The sequence below is a fragment of the Orlajensenia leifsoniae genome (assembly GCF_004570845.1).
Taxonomy (GTDB): Bacteria; Actinomycetota; Actinomycetes; order Actinomycetales; family Microbacteriaceae; genus Orlajensenia; species Orlajensenia leifsoniae.
Genome location: NZ_SPQZ01000001.1, coordinates 15,020 through 33,715, shown reverse-complemented (window position 1 = coordinate 33,715; position 18,696 = coordinate 15,020). Strand labels below are relative to the sequence as shown.

Below are 18,696 nucleotides of genomic sequence, written 5' to 3'. Positions count from 1 at the left end.
GGGCCTGCGCGGGGCCGCAGGCTCTGCCTAGGGTGAACGGATGCGCCCCCTGACGATTCCGCTGATCGCCGCCGCCCTGCTCCTCGGCCTGACCGGCTGTGTGCCGGGCACCGGCGGCAATCCGCTGAACCCGGCCGGGGATCCTGTGTCCCCGGGCGCCCCTGCCGCCACGACGACGGACAGCCCGGACCCGTCAGACACCGACCGGCCCGACACCGACCAGCGCTGCGCCGACGGTCAGCCGCTGGAACTCGACGGGCAGGGACTCGAGTTCCGCGTGACCGGAGCCTGCGGAGCCGTGAGCGTGCGCGGTCAGGATCTCGACATCGACCTGGAGTCCGCCGCCTCGATCCTCATCGAGGGACAGCGCACCGAGATCGAGAGCCGCGGCGGCATCGGGGGCCTCGAGATCAGGGGCGACGACAACGATGTCTCCTCCGACGACAGCATCGACGCCGTGTCGATCAGCGGTCAGGCGAACGAGATCGAGGCGCCGACGATCGGGTCGGTGGCGATCCAGGGCGGCGGCAACGTCATCGAGTCCGACAACGAGCCCTCGGGTTCCGTCGGCGACGGCGGCAACGTGGTGAAGCGCCGCGACTGACGACGCAGGCGAGCCCGGCCGCTAGCGGCCGACGGCTCCGCGGCGGCTCGAGATCTGGCCCGTGTCGAAGCCGAGCAGGTGCAGGCCGCCTCCGAAGCGGGCGTGCTCCACCTTGATGCAGCGGTCCATGACCACCGTGAGGCCGCGGGCCTCGCCGTCGTAGGCGGCATCCTGGTTCCAGATGCCCAGCTGCACCCAGATCGTCTTGGCGCCGACGGCCACGACGTCGTCGATCACGCTCGGGATGTCACTGCCGCGGCGGAACACCACGACGATATCGGGCACCTCGGGCAGCGAGGCGAGGTCGGGGTAGGCCCTCTCGCCCAGGATCTCCGTGGCGTTCGGGTTGACGAAGTACAGCCTGTAGTCGCTCGACTGCTGCAGGTAGGTGCCCACGAAGAAGCTCGAGCGGGCCGGGTTGGGGGAGGCGCCCACGATGGCGACGCTCTTCGCGGCGCGAAGGATGCGCAGGCGCTCCTTGGCATCCGGCCCCACCCACGTGCGCTGCGACTTCAGCAGCTTCGCGAGGGGGGAGTCCGAGGGCAGGTCGCAGCTCAGCCCGTTGACGAGGCGAACGGTCTCCGTGTCGTGGGCGTCGGATGCTTCGATGACTGTGCTCATCACTTGCCTTCCGTAGCGGTGGTCAGTGCCTGGTCCAGATCGTAGATGATGTCCTCGACATCCTCGATGCCCACACTGATGCGCACGATGCCGGGGAGCACTCCGGCGTCGATCAGCTGCTGCTCGCTCAGCTGCGCGTGTGTGGTCGATGCAGGGTGGATGATCAGCGTCTTGGCGTCGCCGATGTTCGCCACGTGGCTGGCGAGGTCGACGCCCTCGATGAGCTTCTGGCCGACGGATCGACCGCCCTTGACCTCGAAGCTGAACACCGAGCCCGGGCCCTTGGGCAGGTACTTGAGGGCACGGTCGTGGTGCGGGTGGGCCTCGAGGCCGGCCCAGTTGACCGCCTCGATGCGCGGATCGGCATCGAGCCACTCCGCCACGATGCGGGCGTTGTCGACGTGCGCCTGCACGCGATAGGGCAGTGTCTCGACTCCCTGCGCCAACTGGAACGCCGCCTGAGCCGAGAGGGAGGGGCCGATGTCGCGCAACTGCTCTGCGCGGAGCCGCGTGAGGAAGGCGTACTCGCCGAAGTTGCCCGACCACTCGAGTCCGCCGTAGCTCGGCACCGGCTGGCCGAACAGCGGGAACTTCTCCGAGTGCCAGGAGAAGCGGCCGCTCTCGACGACGACGCCGCCGAGGGTGGTGCCGTGCCCGCCGAGGAACTTGGTGGCGGAGTGGGTGACGACATCCGCTCCCCACTCGATCGGGCGATTGAGGTAGGGCGTCGCGATGGTGGAGTCGACGATGAACGGGATTCCGTGGGCGTGGGCGACGTCGGCGAGGCCCTCGAGGTCGGCGATCTCGCCTGACGGGTTGGCGATGGTCTCAGCGAACAGCACCTTGGTCTTGTCGGTGAAGGCCGCGGCGTAGTCGGCCGGATCCGACGACTGCACGAAGGTGGTCTCGACGCCGAAGCGCCGCAGAGTGACGTCGAGCTGGGTGATCGAGCCGCCGTAGAGGTTGGCCGAGGCGACGATGTGATCGCCGGCGCCCACGAGGCTGGCGAAGGTGATGTACTGCGCGGAGAGACCGGAGGCCGTGGCCACGGCGCCGAGGCCGCCCTCCAGGCTGGCGACGCGCTCCTCGAAGCTCGCCACGGTGGGGTTCGCCAGGCGCGAGTAGATGTTGCCGTACTTCTGCAGGGCGAATCGGGCTGCGGCATCCGAGGTGTCGTCGAAGACGAAGGCCGTGGACTGGTAGATGGGCAGCGCCCGCGCCCCGGTCACTGCGTCGGGGATGTTGCCTGCGTGGATTGCACGCGTCTTGAAGCCGTACTCGCGATCTGCCATGCGGCCACGCTACCGGTGCCGTCCGGCAGACACTCCGTGCGACGTAACGCGCCGAAACGCATACGATCGAATGCAGTGACCCTGCCCGACCACGCCCCAGCCGCTCAGCGACGTCGCTTCGTCGACCTCGCACCGCTGCGGGAGTCTCCGGCCTTCGCCAGGCTCTGGATCGGTGCAGCGGTCTCGGGCATCGGGGCACAGCTCACCATCGTGGCCGTCGGCCTGCAGATCTACGACATCACGGCGTCGACGCTGGCCGTGGCGCTCGTCGGCGGCATCGCGCTGCTGCCGATGATCGTCGCCGGCCTCTGGGGCGGCATGCTCGCCGACGCGTTCGACCGCCGGCTCGTGCTCATCATCTCGGCGCTCGTCGGCTGGATCGCCACGATCGCCCTGGTCGTGCTGTCGGTGACGGATGCCGTGCTGGCGGCATCCGGAACCCGCGTCGAGGTCTGGCCGTTCTACGTCTTCACCACCCTGAACGCCATCGCCGCGACGATCACCGGTGCCACCCGGTTCTCCGTGTACCCGCGCATCCTGCCCGAGCACCTGGTGTCGCGGGCGAGCGCACTGAACGGCATCTCCTCCGGACTCCAGCTCACGGTGGGCCCAGCGCTGGCCGGCGTTCTCGTCGCCGTCGCCGGATTCCCGATCACCTTCGCCGTCGACGCCGTACTGTTCACGGCCGGGTTCCTCGGCATCCTGTCGCTGCCGAAGCTGCCCCCGCTCTCGCACACTCTGCGACCCGGCCTGCAGTCCCTCCGCGACGGATACGCGTTCCTCCGGCGCGCGCCCAACATCCGCATGAGCTTCCTCGTCGACATCGTGGCGATGTCGTTCGGGCGGCCGTTCGTGCTTCTGCCGGCCGTCGGCGCCGTCGTGATCGGCGGCGGGCCGGTGACGGTCGGCATCCTGACCGCCGCCGCGGCCGTCGGCACCTTCGCGACCGGGCTGTTCAGCGGACCCGTCGCGCACGTGCACCGCTACGGGGTCGCCATCGGACGCGCCATCACCGTCTACGGCGCGTTTATCCTGCTGTTCGGCCTGGTGATCGCCGCCATGCAGACGGGGTGGTTCGGCCCCGTCGGCCCCGACATGTCGCAGGTGAACTGGGTGGCCCTCGCCATCGCCGGCGTCGCTCTCGCCGGCACCGGCGCATCCGACGAGGTCAGCGCCATCTTCCGCTCCACGATCCTGCTGACGGCCGCGCCCGACGAGATGCGCGGGCGACTGCAGGGCGTCTTCACCGTGGTCGTCACCGGTGGCCCGCGCATCGGCGACCTCTACGCCGGCATCCTGGCCTCCCTCGTCGCCCTGTGGTTCCCGCCCGTGCTCGGCGGCTTGCTCATCATGGCGCTCATCGGGGTGCTGCTGCGGCTGACGCCGAGCTTCCGCGCCTACGACGCCCGAACCCCGACTCTGTAGGGCTCGCGCCGGCAGACGACGGCTCACGCCAGGAGACCGGCGTCTCGCGCGGGTAGATTCGAGTCATGGAATCGATCACCCCGGCAGAACTCTCCGCCCTCGACGTCGCAGGTTCGATCATCGATGTGCGCGAGGTCGACGAGGTGGCGGGCATGCGCATCGCCGGCTCCGTCAACATCCCGATGAGCGCCTTCATGGACCGCATCCAGGAGGTGCCGCTCGAGGAGACCGTCTACATCCTGTGCGCCGTCGGTGGGCGCAGCGCCCAGGTGACCACCTACCTCGACCAGCGCGGCTACGACGTCGTCAACGTCGACGGCGGGATCATCGGGTGGGAGCGCGCCGGACTCGCCGTCGAGCACGGGCCGGCTGCACCGGCGGCCGACGCGTGATCCTCGAGCACGTCGTGCTCCCGGTGATCCCGGGGCGCGAGGCCGAGTTCGAGGAGACCTTCGCCGAGGCACGATCGATCATCGAACCGATGCCCGGGTTCCAGCGCCTGTCGCTCTCGCGCGGGGTCGAGACGCCCTCCTCCTACCTGCTGCTCGTGCACTGGGATTCGGTCGAGGCGCACGAGGTCGGCTTCCGCGGCTCGGACGGGTACCGGCGGTGGGCGGAGCTGCTGCATCCGTTCTACGACCCGTTCCCCGTCGTCGAGCACTTCGCCGAGGTGCACAGGGCCTGATCAGGCGGCGTTGCTAGCCTGCGATCAGGTCGCAGAGCACGCGGCCCCGGACGAGGGATCAGTACCCGGAACGCGACAAGACTGGCCACAGGAGTGGATCAGCCATGGCATGGATCGTTCTCATCGTCTCGGGCGTTCTCGAGGCAGTCTGGGCCACGGCGCTCGGCAAGTCGGAGGGCTTCACGAAGCTCTGGCCCTCGATCGTCTTCGGCGTCTCGCTGGTGGCCAGCATGGGCGGGCTCGCCCTCGCCATGCGCAGCATCCCCATCGGGACGGCCTACGCCGTCTGGGTCGGCATCGGTGCGGCCCTCACCGTCGGCTGGTCGATGATCTCGGGCGACGCCTCGGTGTCGTGGGTGAAGCTCGCCCTGATCGTCGGGCTCGTCGGCTGCGTCGTCGGGCTGAAGCTGGTCGACCACTAGCGGGCAGCTCGCTGCCTCGTTCGCGTGCGAGAACAGGCCGGATGAACGAGAACAGGCCGGATCGGCCTGTTCCCGGGGGAATCAGCCGATCCGGCCTGTTCTCGTGCGAGCGGATGCCGTCAGTGCGTGCGGAACCGTGCCGTCATCGGGCAGTCGAACGGGTCGCGGGCCGCGAGGCCGACCCTGTTGAGGTAGTCCACGACGATGGCGTAGCTCTGCACCAGCCCGGTCTCGGTGTAGAGGATGTTGTGGTCGCGGCAGTACTCGCGCACGATCTCGCCGGCCTTGGCGAGGTGCGGGCGCGGCATGTTCGGGAACAGGTGGTGCTCGATCTGATAGTTGAGGCCGCCCATGAAGGTGAGCATGCGCCAGTCGCCTCGGATGTTGCGCGAGGTGAGCACCTGGCGACGCAGGAAATCGACCTTGCTGTCGTGCGGCAGCTGCGGCATGCCCTTGTGATTCGGGGCGAACGACGCTCCCATGTACACGCCGAACACGGCCAGCTGCACGCCGATGAAGGCGAACGCCATGCCGAGCGGCAGGAAGTAGAAGATGACGGCGACATAGGCGGCCAGGCGGGTGACGAGCATGGAGACCTCGACCCAGCGCTTGTCCACCTTGCCGCGGCCCATGACGGTGCGCAGACCGTGGATGTGGAGGTTGATTCCCTCGAGCATGAGGAGCGGGAAGAAGAACCACCCCTGCTTGCGGGTGACGACGGCCTGCAGGCGGCCCACCTTGGCGGCCTCGGCCGGCTGGAAGACGATGAAGTCGTTGTCGATGTCGGGATCCTTGCCCACGACGTTCGGGTTGGCGTGGTGACGCGAGTGCTTGGTCATCCACCACGAGTAGCTGATGCCGACGAAGGCGTTCGCCAGGATGCGGCCTGCCGTGTCGTTGGCCTTGCCCGACTCGAACACCTGCCGGTGGGAGGCCTCGTGTGCCAGGAAGGCGAACTGCGTGAGGATGATGCCGAGGGCACCGGCCATGAGCAACTGGTACCAGGTGTCGCCGAGCAGGATGAACCCGGTGACGGCGCCGCCGAGAGCAGCCAGCAGGATGCCGAAGACCATCCAGTAGAAGCCCGTACGACGACGCAGGAGTCCGAGGTTGCGCACGGTGTGCAGCAGGGCCGAGTATTCGGTCGTCGGGTTGGAACGATCTCCGCCGGGCTTCGTGCGGATGATTCGGACCCCGGAGGAGAGTGCGGTGACTACTTCTGACACATCACTGCCTTCGATCGATGTGACTTCCCAGTCGAATGGATGAGGCAGGTGCCGCGCATCGCGGGTGGATCCCCGGCGATCGGATGCTGTTCAGCGTACGGGAGAAGGCTGGGTATTGCCCGGTTATTTCGGGCTTTCGCATGCCGTGGCGAGCATATGTCACTTGATAAAAGGCCCTACGGGAATGGGTCACGCAGGCAGCATCGCGGCCCCGTACGCGAGCACCGCGATGAGGGCCCATGACGTGAGTCCGACGACGAGTGCGCGCCATCCGGTGCGGGCGAGATCGACGATGCGGATCGACGCTCCGAGCGCGAACAGCGCCATGGCCAGCAGCGCCGTCTGCACGGTGTCGGCGACGCCGAGCACGGCATCCGGAATCGGCAGGAACGAGTTCAGCAGCACGGCCGCGAGGAAGCCCACGATGAAGAGCGGAACGACGGCCGGACGCGGGCCTGACGCCTCTGCCGAGCGTCGGCGTTCGACCACGGCCGTGACGGCGACCATCGGAGCGAGCAGGAGCACGCGCGTGAGCTTCACGACCACGGCCACGGCGAGTGCTGCCGGTCCCGCGATCTGGGCCGTCGCGACGACCTGCCCGACGTCGTGCACGCCGGCACCGACCCAGTGTCCGAACTGCAGGTCGCTGAGGCCGAGCGGATGCCACAAGGCGGGCAGTACCGCGATGGCCAGGGTTCCGCAGAGCGTGACCAGGGCGACGGGGGTGGCCTGCTCGTCGTCGCGGGCCTTGACGACGCCGCCCATGGCCCCGATGGCCGAGGCGCCGCAGATGGAGAATCCGCTCGCCACCAGCAGGGGCTGGTGCCCGGGCAGGCCGAGCGCGCGGCCGAGCCAGAGGGTGCCGGCGAAGGTCAGCACGACGATGAGCACCGTCGTCGCGATGGTCAGGGCGCCGAGCCCGGCGATGTCACCGAGGCTGAGCTTGAGGCCGAGGAGCACGATGCCGATGCGGAGCAGCCGACGGGCGGCGATGCGCAGCCCGGGCGCGAGGATCCCGTCGAGCAGGGCACGCGTCGCGGGCAGCTGACCGACCACGATGCCGATGGCCACGGCCGCCGTCAGGAGCGGGATGGCCGGCGCCAGGACGTGGACGCCCCATGCCAGGAGGGCGGCCGCGGCAGCGACCGTCAGGCCGGGTACGAGGCGAGCGACCACGCTAGCGCCAGCTCGGCAGCCAGATGTGCAGCTGCCAGTACCAGAACGGGATGCGCTCGCCGGTCCACAGCGGCCAGAAGAAGATCGACACCAGCACGGCGACGGCGAGGAACACGGCCACGACGCCGATGCCGCGCTGCCGTCGCCATGTCACGTCGTCGCGCTGCCCGAGGATGAGCGCCAGCACCGCCGTCAGCGCGAGGATCAGGTAGGGCTCGAAGGCGATCGTGTAGAACTGGAACACCGTGCGGCCCGAGTAGAGCAGCCAGGGCAGGTAGCCGGCGGCGACCCCCATCAGGATCAGCCCCACGCGCCACTCGCGATAGCGCGCCAGCCTGTAGACGAGGTAGAACAGCGCGGCTGCGGCGGCCCACCAGATGATCGGGTTGCCGATCGAGGTGATGGCGTCGGAGCACGAGTCGGTGGGGCATCCGTTCTCGGCCGTGGTTCCGAGGTAGTACATGCTCGTCGGCCGGATCATGAACAACCAGGTGAACGGGTTCGCCTGGTACGGATGCGGCGTCGCCAACGAGATGTTCCACTGGTAGGCGGCGGCCTCGTAGTGCCAGAAGCTCTGAAGCGACCGGGGAACCCAGGCGAGGGCACCGGTCCAGGCGTTGCCCGGCTCATCCGCCCAATTCCGGTAGTAGCCGGTGGCGGTGACGAACCAGCCGGTCCACGCGACGAAATACGTGACGACGGCGATCGGCACCATGAGCAGGAACGAGACAGGACCCTGCTTCAGCACCGCGCTGCTCGCCCAGAAGGTCACGCCGGCACGCCTGCGCGCCAGCATGTCGACCACGATCACGTAGAGGCCGAAGCCCGCGAGGAAGTAGAGGCCCGACCACTTCACGCTGGCGGCCAGGCCGAAGGCGAGTCCGGCGGCGAGCAGCCACGGACGCCACCAGAGGGCGGGACCCCAGCTGCCGGCATCCGGGTCACCGGTCCTCTCGCGCTTCTGCTGAAGCCACAGGGCGATGCGCTTCTCGTTCCACTCCCGGTCGAGCAGGATGGCGCCGAAGCCCAGCAACGCGAAGAACATGATCGAGTTGTCGAGGATGGCCACCCGCGACATCACGATCGCGTGGCCGTCGATCGCGAACAGGAAGCCGGCGATCACGCCGAGGAGGGTGGAGCCGCGGAACAGCTTGCGCGCGATGACGGTGATGAGGAATACCGCCAGGATGCCGACGACGGCTGTGCCGATGCGCCAGCCGAAGCTGTCGCCGGCGCCGAAGACGGCCAGTCCCAGGGCGATGATCCACTTGCCGAGCGGCGGATGCACCACGTAGGAGCCGTCGGAGTTGTAGATGTCGGTGTTGCCGGCGTTGAACTGCGCGTCGGCGTCGTCGGGCCACGTGCTCTCGACGCCGTTCCGCAGCAGGGTGTAGGCGTCCTTCACGTAGAAGGTCTCGTCGAAGACGAGGCTGTGCGGGTGGCCGAGGTTCCAGAGCCGCAGGACTGCGGCCAGCAGGGTCACGGCGAGCGGACCGCCCCAGTACCAGAGGCGCAGGCGCTGCGGGGTGGAGAGCATGCGGCCCCACCAGGCGTCGAGGCGGGTGCCGCGAAGTTCGTCGTGTTCGGGCCCGGTGTCGCGCTGGTCGCGATCGTCGAGTCCGTCGGTGTTCTCCGCGCCTCGTGCACCGTCGATGAGGTCGTCGATGGCGGGTCTCGGGGCGTCGACACTCATGGCGCAATGCTAAACGAGCGCGAGGGGCCTCGGGCACGACCCCTGTGCGAGCGGCGGCCGCGCAGCCGCGGTCGCCGAGGTGCGAGAGACTGGGGGCATGATCATCCTGGCCGGCACTCCCATCGGCAACCTCGGTGACGCGTCGGCCAGGCTCATCGAGGCGCTCGGCGCCGCCCAGGTGATCGCGGCGGAGGACACCCGCGTCACCCAACGCCTGCTGGCGGCACTGCACATCGAGAACCGACCGCGCCTCATCCCGCTGCACGACCACAACGAGCGGCTGAAGGCGGCCGAGCTCGTGGAGCTCGGCCGCGACGCCGACCTGCTCGTGCTGAGCGACGCCGGCATGCCGACGGTCTCGGATCCCGGGTTCCACCTCGTGGAGACGGCGGCAGCGGCCGGAGTGCAGGTCACCGTCATCCCCGGTCCTAGTGCCGTGCTCGCCGCGCTCGCCGTCTCGGGGCTCCCGACGGACCGCTTCACCTTCGAGGGCTTCCTCCCGCGCAAGCACGGAGACCGCACCTCGACCTTCCGCGAACTCGTCGACGAGCGCCGCACCATGGTGTTCTTCGAGTCGCCGAACCGCCTCGCCGCAGCCCTCACCGACCTGGCCGCCGTCTTCGGCGACGACCGCACCGTCGTCGTCTGCCGTGAGCTCACCAAGTTCTACGAGGAGGTTCGCCGTGGATCCGCCTCCGAGCTCGTCGCGTGGGCCGCCGAGGGAGTGAAGGGCGAGATCTGCATCGTCGTGGCCGGGGCCCCCAAGCGCGTGCACAGCCTCGAGGACGGCATCCGCCAGGTGCAGGCGCTGGTCGCCGGCGGTGAGCGGATGAAGGATGCGACGGCATCCGTCGCCCTCTCCACGGGCCTCGGCAAGCGCGAGCTCTACGAGGGAGCGCTCGCAGCTCGCTAACCAGGTTAGAGACTCACCGGCCATTCCCAGCGGGGAAGCGCACTCTGGAGGAGAACCACCACCTGGATCAAGCGGAGGTGCGCGATGGTGCGAGCAGTTCGATTCTCAGAGTTCGGAGGGCCGGAGGTTCTCGAGGTCGTCGACATCGAGATGCCGGTCCCGGATGCGGGCGAGGTTCTCGTGCAGGTCGTCGCGGCCGGCACCAATCCCGTCGAGAGCGCCATCCGTTCCGGGGTGTTCCCAGACCGGTGGCCCGTGGTCTTCCCCGAGGGGCAGGGCCGTGATCTCGCCGGCATCGTCATCGGCGTCGGGCCCGGGGTCACCGACTTCCGCGTCAACGACGAGGTCATGGGCTACGTGGCCCGCGGCTCGCACGCCACCCACGTCGCCGTGCCCGCCGGCCAGCTCGCCATCAAGCCGCACGGCGTGCCCTGGGAGATCGCCGGCAGCCTCTACGTCGCCGGGACCACGGCCCTCGACGCACTGCAGGACACGGCGGTCGGCCGGGGCGACACCGTCGTCGTCACCTCGGCGGCAGGCGGGGTGGGATGCCTCGTCGTGCAGCTCGCCGTGCGCCGCGGTGCCCACGTGATCGGGACCGCCGCGCCGCGGAACGCCGACTACCTGCGCCAGATCGGGGCGACGCCGATCGACTACGGCCCCGACCTCGCAGAGCGCATCCGTGCCGTCGCCCCGGACGGGGTCGACGCCTTCGTCGACTTCCTCGGCGGTGACGGAGTCGAGACCGCGGTCGAGCTCGGCGTTCCGACCGGGCGCATCAGCACCGTGCTCGACTGGCGCGCCGTCGACGAGTACGGCGTGCAGCGCGCGACGGCCGGCAGCGTGCGCGAGCTGCTCGTGGTGGCCGAGCTCATGGAGCAGCACGCCGTGCGGATGCCGATAGCCGACGTCTTCTCGCTCGATGACGTCGCTGAGGCCTACCGCAGGCTGGACCGCCGGGAGGCCGTCGGCAAGATCGTCATCGGCATGAACATCGTGGAGTACCGGAACCAGCGCCTGAAGGGAACAGCGCTCAAGCAGCAGGATGCGACTCTGGGAGTTCCGACTCCGCATCCTCCGACGCAGTCTCACGAGGTCCTTCCTCCGGTGTTCGGTCACCGGAGAGGGTTCGTGCCCAGCCGGCCCGCGGATCCGCATCCAGCAGCAGGAGTCTGAGCAGGAGCGTCAGCGGCACGGCGAGGAGAGCGCCGAGCGCGCCGAGCACGAATCCCCAGAAGATGACGGAGACGAACGTGATGGTGAACCCGAGGTTCACCGCCACGGCGACGAAGCGCGGCTGAACCAGCACCTGGAGGGTCACGTTCACCACGCAGTAGACGGCGACCACGATGAGGGCGAGGCCCCAACCGCCGGTCACCAGCGCCATGACCGCGGGTGGGATGACGCCGATCACGAATCCGATGTTCGGGATGAAGTTCGTGATGAACGCGAGCACGGCCCAGATGAAGGCGCCGGGGACGCCGAGCGCCCAGAGGATCAGGCCGTCGAGCACGGCCACGATCAGGCCGAAGATCGCGTTGACCACCATGTACTGCCTCACGCCGTGGGCGTAGCCGGTCAGCGCTGCGATCACCGAGGCGTGCGTGGTGCGGAACCTGGCGAAGATCGGCGCGACGTAGGCGCCATCCGCGGCCATGAAGAGCGTGTAGGCGAAGACGAGCACGATGGCCGTCACCGAGCTGAGGGCCGACTCTGCGATGGTCAGGGCGACGCTGAAGATGGTCGACGGATCGACGGCGCCCGTGACGGCCTCGGTCTGCGACTGGCTGAGGCCGAGAGTCGCGATCCAGTCGGTCAGCATCGTCGCCTGCTCCTTGAAGGCGTCGGCGCTGTCGGCGATGAGTCGGGCGAACTGCGCCAGGGCAGTGGCCAGAAGCACCCCGAGCACGAGCAGGATGAGGTAGACGACCACGATGACGGCGGTGGTCGCGGCCCAGCGCTGCCAGCCCTTGCGCTCGAGCACGGCCCGCACGGGGTGGGCGATGATGACGAGCACGATCGAGAGCACGATCGGGCCGATGATCTCCTTCGCGTTCGCCATGGCGGCGATGGTGATCGCGGCCGCTGCGAGGGTGATGAGCACCCGAGTCGCGAGGCCGAGACCCACGGGACCGACGGGCGGCGGCGGGGGAGGAGGGGCATCCGTCATGCCCTCATCGTCGCCCGGTAACACGGCGGAGTGGCCTCGGCGCGCCGAATAGGATGGTCAGCATGTCCGACGGCTCCTCCTTCTACATCACCACGCCGATCTTCTACGTGAACGACGTTCCCCACATCGGGCACGCCTACACGGAGGTCGCCGCGGACGTGCTCGCACGCTGGCACCGCCAGAGCGGCGACGACACCTGGTCGCTCACGGGAACCGACGAGCACGGCCAGAAGATCCTGCGCACGGCGACGGCCAACGGCGTCACCCCGAAGGAATGGGTCGACAAGCTCGTGGCCGAGGCGTGGAAGCCGCTGCTCGAGATCGTCGACCTGTCGAACGACGACTTCATCCGCACGACGGACGAGCGCCACGAGACCAACGTGCAGAAGTTCCTGCAGCACCTCTACGACGCCGGACACATCTACACGGGCGAGTTCCAGGGGTACTACTGCGTCGGCTGCGAGGAGTACAAGCAGCCGGGCGACCTCGTCGACGGCGAGGGCGACTACGAGGGGCAGAAGGTCTGCGCCATCCACTCCAAGCCCGTCGAACTGCTCAACGAGAAGAACTACTTCTTCCGCATGAGCGCCTTCGCCGACCAGTTGCTCGCCCTCTACGAGGAGCGTCCCGACTTCGTTCAGCCCGAGAGCGCCCGCAACGAGGTCGTCTCGTTCGTGAAGTCCGGGCTCGCCGACCTCTCCATCTCGCGCACCTCGTTCGACTGGGGCGTGAAGGTGCCGTGGGACGAGTCGCACGTCGTCTACGTCTGGTTCGACGCCCTGCTCAACTACATCACGGCCGTCGGCTACGGCGCCGACGATGAGGAGTTCGCCCGCCGCTGGCCGGCCACTCACATCGTCGGAAAGGACATCCTGCGCTTCCACGCGGTCATCTGGCCCGCCATGCTGCTGGCTGCAGGGCTCGAGGTTCCGAAGCAGGTCTTCGGCCACGGCTGGCTGCTCGTCGGCGGCGAGAAGATGAGCAAGTCCAAGCTCACCGGCATCGCGCCATCGCAGATCATCGACACCTTCGGGTCGGATGCGTTCCGCTACTACTTCCTGCGCGCCATCTCCTTCGGCCAGGACGGCTCATTCTCGTGGGAGGACCTCGCCGCCCGCTACCAGGCCGAACTCGCGAACGGCTTCGGCAACCTCGCCTCGCGGGTCATCGCCATGGTGTCGCGCTACTGCGACGGCGTCATCCCGACGGCCGGCGGGCTGACGCCGGCCGAGGAGGCCATCGTCGCTCTCGAGCGGTCGGTGACGGATGCCGCCAGCGAGGCCATCTCGCGCCTCGCCATCCACGAGGCGATCGCCTCGATCTGGGAGCTCGTCGACGCCCTCAACCTCTACATCACGGAGCAGGAGCCGTGGGCTCTGGCGAAGGACCCGGCCAATCGGGCACGCCTCGAGACCGTGCTGGCCACGGTCGTGCGCGGCCTCGGCACTCTGGCCGTGCTGCTCTCGCCGGTGACGCCGAAGGCGACGGCGAAGCTCTGGACCGCCCTCGGCGGCGAGGGCTCCGTCACCGACCAGCGCATCGACCGGGCATGGGAGTGGACCGGCGGAGCATCCGTCGCCCCCCTCGAGGCCCTGTTCCCGCGCATCGAGGCGAGTGGTGAGTAACGAGGAGCCGACAGGCGACTTCGTGCGCGTCCGCGAGCAGACCGCCGGACGCGACCTGAACTACCCGCCTCTGCCCGAGCCGCTCTCCGTCGGCGTGTACGACAACCACACGCACCTCGAGATCGCCGATGGCGAGGGGCTCGACTACCGCGAGCACCTCGACCGCGCGGCATCCGTCGGCGTGCGTGGAGTGATCCAGGTCGGCGGTGACGTCGAGACCTCGCGCTGGTCAGCCGCGACGGCGGCGATCGAGCCGCGCATGCTCGCCGCCGTGGCGATCCACCCCAACGAGGCCGCCGAGTACGCCCTGCGCGGCGAACTCGACGAATCCATCGCCGAGATCGACCGGCTCGCCGGGCAGCCCAGAGTGGTCGCCGTCGGCGAGACCGGGCTCGATTACTTCCGCACCGAGAGTGCCGAGGGACACGCGGCCCAGCAACGCTCCTTCGAGGCCCACATCGACATCGCGAAGAGGCACGGCCTCGCTCTGCAGATCCATGATCGCGACGCCCACGCCGCGGTCATCGCCACGCTGCTGCGGGTCGGTGCCCCCGAGCGCACGGTGTTCCACTGCTATTCCGGCGACGCCGAGATGGCCGGGGTGTGCGCCGAGAACGGCTGGTACCTCTCCTTCGCCGGCAACGTGACGTTCAAGAACGCCGACAACCTGCGCGAGTCCCTCGCCGTCGCCCCGCGCGAGCTGGTGCTCGTCGAGACCGACGCCCCGTTCCTCACGCCCACGCCGCTGCGCGGACGACCGAACGCGCCGTACCTCATCCCGCACACCCTGCGGGCCATGGCCGGCTACCTCGACACCGACGTCTCGGTGCTCGCCGCCCAGATCAGCTCCAACACCGAGCGGGTCTATGGAACCTGGGACGCCGAGCCCGCTCGCGGCTCCGCCGTCCCGTCAGGAGGATTCGCATGAGCGGAGAGCACAGCGCAGGCGGGGCCCGCCTCCTCGGACCGGCGGAGATCCGTGATCTCGCCGACCTGCTGGGCGTCACGCCGACCAAGAAGCTCGGCCAGAACTTCGTCATCGACGCCAACACCGTGCGCCGCATCGTCAAGACCGCCGGGGTGCAGGCGGGCGAGCAGGTCGTCGAGATCGGGCCGGGGCTCGGCTCGCTCACCCTCGGGCTCACCGAGGCCGGAGCATCCGTCATCGCCGTCGAGATCGACGGACGCCTGGCCGAGCAGCTGCCGAAGACAGTGTCGCTGATGCAGCCGGATGCCGCCCTCGAGGTCGTGCACCAGGACGCCCTGCGCATCCTCGAGCTGCCCGGTGCCCCCGTGCGCCTGGTGGCGAACCTGCCGTACAACATCTCTGTGCCCGTGCTGCTGCACTTCCTCGAGCACTTCCCGTCGATCCACGCCGGCATCGTCATGGTGCAGGCCGAGGTCGGGTTCCGGATCGCGGCGCTGCCCGGATCGAAGGTCTACGGGAGCCCGAGCGTCAAGGCCGCCTGGTACGGCGACTGGCGCACTGCCGGCACCGTGAGCCGGCAGGTGTTCTGGCCGGTGCCCAACGTCGACTCCGTGCTCGTCGGCTTCGAACGACGCACCGACGCCATCGGGACGGAGGCCGAGCGGCTCGCCACCTTCGCCCTCGTCGACGGCGCCTTCCAGCAGCGTCGCAAGATGCTGCGGCAGTCGCTCTCGGGCGTGCTCGGCGACTCCGCCACGGCATCCGCCGCCATGGAGGCGGCCGGCGTGAAGCCGACGGCTCGCGGCGAGGAGCTGACGGTTCACGACTTCCTCGCCATCGCGCGGGCATCGCACCTCACCGACTGACTCGTCACCGCTATCCGGGCTAGGTTAGAAGCATGACCCTGCCCGCCGCATCGCCTGTCGCGCACGCACGGGCTCCGGGCAAGATCAACGTCTTCTTCAAGGTCGGCGCCCGCCAGGACGACGGCTACCACGATGTCGCCTCGGCCTATCAGGCGGTGTCGCTGTTCGAGGACGTGCGCGCGTACCCCGCCGACGACTTCTCGGTCTCGTTCACCGGCAGCGTCGACACCTCGGGGCTCGCCACGGACGGCAGCAACCTGGCCATCAAGGCGGCCCGCCTGCTCGCCCGCAAGACGGGATTCCGCGGGGGAGCGCGACTCGAGGTCGAGAAGCACGTGCCCATCGCCGGAGGCATGGGAGGCGGGTCTGCGGATGCCGCAGCCACCCTGCTCGCCTGCGACGCGCTGTGGGGCACCGAGCTCACCCGCGACGAGCTCATCACCCTGGGCGCGAAGCTCGGCGCCGACGTCCCGTTCGCCCTGCTCGGGGGGACGGCCATCGGCACCGGCCGAGGCGACCAGCTCAGCCCGGCGCTGGCCAAGGGCACCTTCCACTGGGTGCTCGCCATCGCGGAGTTCGGCATGTCGACGCCCGCCGTGTACGAGGAACTCGACCGGCACCGCACCCGCAACGCCCGCGACATCCAGCCCGCAGAGACCGCGCCCACGGTCGACGCCGAGGTGCTGCAGGCGCTGCGAGCCGGAGACGCCCGCATGCTCGCCAACGCCCTGTCGAACGACCTGCAGGCCGCCGCTCTGCACCTGGCTCCCGGCCTCGGCCACATCCTCGAACTCGGCGAGGAGAACGGCGCCCTCGCCGGCATCGTCTCGGGCTCCGGCCCCACCGTCGCGTTCCTCGCCCAGGACGCCGACTCGGCGCTCGAGCTGCAGGTCGCCCTCTCGGCAGCCCGCCTCACCGCCGTGCGTGCCACGGCCCCGGTGCACGGCGCGCGCTTGCTGCACGACTGAGCCGCGGCATCCGCGCTGTCCGTGACCGGGAACCGTCGACTCGGCGGAGGTTCGGTGACACGGCGGATGGTCCTGCCTCCGCCCGGTCACCGGAACTCCGCCAGGTCACCGGGACCCCTCGAGCGTCAGGGCGAGCCCGGCGGCGGAATCCGTCGCCAGCCCGCGCGGGTAGTGTTGACCGGATATGGCACACCTGCTCGGCGGCGAGAAGCTGCGACTCGAATTCCCCACGCGCGTCATCTTCGACGGCGTCACCGTCGGCCTCAATGAGGGCGATCGCGTCGGCGTCGTCGGCAAGAACGGCGACGGCAAGTCGACGTTGCTGCGCCTGCTCGCCGGCCGCATCGAACCCGACGGCGGGCGCGTCACGCGTCGACGCGGCGTCGACATCGGCATGCTCGACCAGTCGGACACCGTCGACCAGACCCTGACCGTGGCCCAGGCAGTCGTCGGCGGCATCGACGAGCACGTGTGGGCCGGAGATGCCCAGGCCCGCGACGTGATCGGCGGGCTCCTCGGCGACGTGCCGTGGGACGCCGTCGTCGGAACCCTCTCGGGCGGTCAGCGCCGTCGCGTCGGGCTCGCCGCCCTGCTGGTCGCCGACCACGACGTCATCTTCCTCGACGAGCCCACCAACCACCTCGACGTCGAGGGCATCGCTTGGCTCGCCGGGCACCTCCGCAAGCGGTGGGCGCAGAACTCCGGCGGGCTCATCGTCGTGACCCACGATCGCTGGTTCCTCGACGAGGTGTGCAACTACACCTGGGAGGTCCACGACCAGATCATCGAACCGTTCGAGGGCGGCTACGCGGCCTACATCCTGCAGCGCGTCGAGCGCGATCGCATGTCGGCGGCGAGCGAGGCGAAGCGCCAGAACCTCATGCGCAAGGAGCTCGCCTGGCTGCGCCGCGGCGCCCCAGCCCGCACCGCCAAGCCCAAGTTCCGCATCGATGCGGCCAACGAGCTGATCGAGAACGAGCCGCCGCCCCGCGACACCGTCGAGCTCAAGCAGATGGCGACCTCGCGCCTCGGCAAGGACGTCGTCGACATCCTCGATGCCAGCGTCGTCTACGACGGCCGCACCATCCTCAAGGACATCGAGTGGCGCATCGCACCGGGGGAGCGCACCGGCGTCCTCGGTGTCAACGGCGCCGGCAAGTCGACGCTGCTCGGCCTCGTGACCGGGACGGTCAGGCCCACGAGCGGCAAGGTCAAGCGCGGCACCACTGTGCGCATCGCGAGCCTCACCCAGGAGCTCGCCGAGCTGAAGGACGTGCAGCACGAGCGCGTCTCGACCATCATCGGCAGGCAGCGGTCGAGCTACGTCGCCGGCGGCAAGGAGCTCACGCCCGGGCAGCTGCTCGAGCGCCTCGGCTTCACCAGCGCCCAGCTGGCCACGCCTATCAAGGACCTCTCGGGCGGGCAGAAGCGGCGCCTGCAGCTGCTCCTCATCCTGCTCGACGAGCCGAACGTGCTCATCCTCGACGAGCCCACGAACGACCTCGACACCGACATGCTCGCCGCCATCGAGGACCTCCTCGACTCCTGGCCCGGCACGCTCCTCGTCGTGAGCCACGACCGCTACCTCATCGAGCGCGTCACCGACCAGCAGTACGCCGTCATGGACGGCCACTTCAGGCACCTGCCCCGCGGCGTCGAGCAGTACCTCGAGCTGCGTCGTGGGGTGACGGATGCGTCGGCGGATGCCGCGCGCAAGCCCGCCGCATCCGGAGCCGCGGCTGCGTCCGGAGGCTCGTCGACGCCCGGCAAGCCGGCCCTCGGCGGAGCGGACAAGCGCAACGCCGAGAAGGAGCTCTCCTCCCTCGACCGACGCCTCAAGAAGTACCAGGGGGAGATCGCCGCGGCCCACGAGAAGCTCGCCGTGCACGACCAGAGCGACTACGCCGGCCTCGGCGCCATCACCGGCGAGCTGCAGAAGCTCGAGTCGACCGTGGCCGACCTCGAGGTGCGCTGGCTCGAGGTGTCGGAGCTGCTCGAGGGCTGACCTCGGGTCGAGGGCGGCGGCGGAAGGGCGGCGCATGGCGGCGACCGCCGGGCGGTGGCGGGCCGTACCCCGTTCCC

General features: G+C 69.4%; 17 protein-coding genes, 1 pseudogene and 1 riboswitch. Of the genes and pseudogenes, 12 read left to right on the top strand and 6 right to left on the bottom strand.

Annotated features, from left to right (window positions below; all coding sequences use genetic code 11):
* Positions 1 to 40 precede the first annotated feature (40 nt).
* Positions 41 to 604 (top strand): hypothetical protein, encoded by a 564-nt coding sequence (locus E4M00_RS00175; RefSeq protein ID WP_135118564.1) that lies wholly within the window; start codon positions 41 to 43, stop codon positions 602 to 604.
* Between the two features lie 21 nt (positions 605 to 625).
* On the opposite strand, the gene E4M00_RS00170 is transcribed toward E4M00_RS00175, so the two are convergent.
* Positions 626 to 1,225: a CoA-binding protein gene (locus tag E4M00_RS00170; RefSeq protein ID WP_135118563.1), complete on the bottom strand. Its 600-nt coding sequence runs from the start codon at positions 1,223 to 1,225 to the stop codon at positions 626 to 628.
* Complete coding sequence (locus E4M00_RS00165; protein WP_135118562.1) at positions 1,225 to 2,517, bottom strand: O-acetylhomoserine aminocarboxypropyltransferase/cysteine synthase family protein; 1,293 nt, start codon at positions 2,515 to 2,517, stop codon at positions 1,225 to 1,227. The genes E4M00_RS00170 and E4M00_RS00165 overlap by 1 nt, the downstream gene beginning before the upstream one ends.
* 75 nt (positions 2,518 to 2,592) lie before the next feature.
* Between E4M00_RS00165 and E4M00_RS00160 the strand changes: the two genes are divergently transcribed.
* The 4 genes from E4M00_RS00160 (at position 2,593) to E4M00_RS00145 (ending at position 5,049) form a co-directional block, all read left to right on the top strand.
* Positions 2,593 to 3,942: an MFS transporter gene (locus E4M00_RS00160; protein ID WP_240036729.1), complete on the top strand. Its 1,350-nt coding sequence runs from the start codon at positions 2,593 to 2,595 to the stop codon at positions 3,940 to 3,942.
* Between the two features lie 65 nt (positions 3,943 to 4,007).
* Positions 4,008 to 4,334, top strand: coding sequence for a rhodanese-like domain-containing protein (locus E4M00_RS00155; protein WP_135118561.1), 327 nt, complete (start codon positions 4,008 to 4,010; stop codon positions 4,332 to 4,334).
* Positions 4,331 to 4,627, top strand: coding sequence for an antibiotic biosynthesis monooxygenase family protein (locus E4M00_RS00150; protein WP_135118560.1), 297 nt, complete (start codon positions 4,331 to 4,333; stop codon positions 4,625 to 4,627). Before E4M00_RS00155 ends, E4M00_RS00150 begins: the two co-directional genes overlap by 4 nt.
* Before the next feature lie 24 nt (positions 4,628 to 4,651).
* Positions 4,652 to 4,717, top strand: a riboswitch (guanidine-III (ykkC-III) riboswitch).
* 14 nt (positions 4,718 to 4,731) lie between these two features.
* Entirely contained in the window at positions 4,732 to 5,049 is a 318-nt protein-coding gene (locus E4M00_RS00145; protein WP_056166812.1) for a DMT family transporter, read from the top strand.
* 119 nt (positions 5,050 to 5,168) lie between these two features.
* On the opposite strand, the gene E4M00_RS00140 is transcribed toward E4M00_RS00145, so the two are convergent.
* From E4M00_RS00140 to E4M00_RS00130, 3 genes are all read right to left on the bottom strand, one after another.
* A complete protein-coding gene (locus tag E4M00_RS00140; protein ID WP_240036728.1) occupies positions 5,169 to 6,275 on the bottom strand; it encodes a fatty acid desaturase family protein in 1,107 nt (368 codons plus the stop codon).
* 189 nt (positions 6,276 to 6,464) lie between these two features.
* Complete coding sequence (locus tag E4M00_RS00135) at positions 6,465 to 7,451, bottom strand: YeiH family protein (protein WP_135118559.1); 987 nt, start codon at positions 7,449 to 7,451, stop codon at positions 6,465 to 6,467.
* Position 7,452: 1 nt separating this feature from the next.
* A complete protein-coding gene (locus E4M00_RS00130) occupies positions 7,453 to 9,144 on the bottom strand; it encodes a dolichyl-phosphate-mannose--protein mannosyltransferase (RefSeq protein WP_135118558.1) in 1,692 nt (563 codons plus the stop codon).
* A 97-nt stretch (positions 9,145 to 9,241) separates the two neighbouring features.
* Here E4M00_RS00130 and rsmI point away from each other — a divergent pair, with 97 nt between their 5' ends.
* Both rsmI and E4M00_RS18005 read left to right on the top strand, forming a co-directional pair.
* The gene (gene rsmI / locus E4M00_RS00125) at positions 9,242 to 10,057 is read left to right on the top strand and encodes a 16S rRNA (cytidine(1402)-2'-O)-methyltransferase (protein WP_135118557.1); all 816 of its coding nucleotides are present in this window, start codon (positions 9,242 to 9,244) and stop codon (positions 10,055 to 10,057) included.
* 84 nt (positions 10,058 to 10,141) lie between these two features.
* Positions 10,142 to 11,233 carry an NADP-dependent oxidoreductase gene (locus E4M00_RS18005; RefSeq protein WP_135118556.1) on the top strand — a complete coding sequence of 364 codons (1,092 nt, stop codon included), beginning with the start codon at positions 10,142 to 10,144 and terminating at the stop codon, positions 11,231 to 11,233.
* Between the two features lie 10 nt (positions 11,234 to 11,243).
* Here the strand turns inward: E4M00_RS18005 and E4M00_RS00115 are convergent.
* A pseudogene (locus E4M00_RS00115) lies at positions 11,244 to 12,227 on the bottom strand (AI-2E family transporter); the annotation flags it as partial.
* 62 nt (positions 12,228 to 12,289) lie between these two features.
* On the opposite strand from E4M00_RS00115, the gene metG reads away from it, so the two are divergent.
* From metG to E4M00_RS00090, 5 genes are all read left to right on the top strand, one after another.
* The gene (metG, locus tag E4M00_RS00110) at positions 12,290 to 13,852 is read left to right on the top strand and encodes a methionine--tRNA ligase (RefSeq protein WP_135118554.1); all 1,563 of its coding nucleotides are present in this window, start codon (positions 12,290 to 12,292) and stop codon (positions 13,850 to 13,852) included.
* Positions 13,845 to 14,780, top strand: coding sequence for a TatD family hydrolase (locus E4M00_RS00105; protein WP_135118553.1), 936 nt, complete (start codon positions 13,845 to 13,847; stop codon positions 14,778 to 14,780). The genes metG and E4M00_RS00105 overlap by 8 nt, the downstream gene beginning before the upstream one ends.
* Positions 14,777 to 15,646, top strand: a complete 870-nt coding sequence (rsmA, locus tag E4M00_RS00100; protein WP_135118552.1) for a 16S rRNA (adenine(1518)-N(6)/adenine(1519)-N(6))-dimethyltransferase RsmA — start codon at positions 14,777 to 14,779, stop codon at positions 15,644 to 15,646. Before E4M00_RS00105 ends, rsmA begins: the two co-directional genes overlap by 4 nt.
* A gap of 32 nt (positions 15,647 to 15,678) precedes the next feature.
* Positions 15,679 to 16,614 carry a 4-(cytidine 5'-diphospho)-2-C-methyl-D-erythritol kinase gene (locus E4M00_RS00095; RefSeq protein WP_135118551.1) on the top strand — a complete coding sequence of 312 codons (936 nt, stop codon included), beginning with the start codon at positions 15,679 to 15,681 and terminating at the stop codon, positions 16,612 to 16,614.
* A gap of 184 nt (positions 16,615 to 16,798) precedes the next feature.
* Entirely contained in the window at positions 16,799 to 18,619 is a 1,821-nt protein-coding gene (locus E4M00_RS00090; RefSeq protein ID WP_135118550.1) for an ABC-F family ATP-binding cassette domain-containing protein, read from the top strand.
* The last annotated feature ends 77 nt before the right edge of the window (positions 18,620 to 18,696 follow it).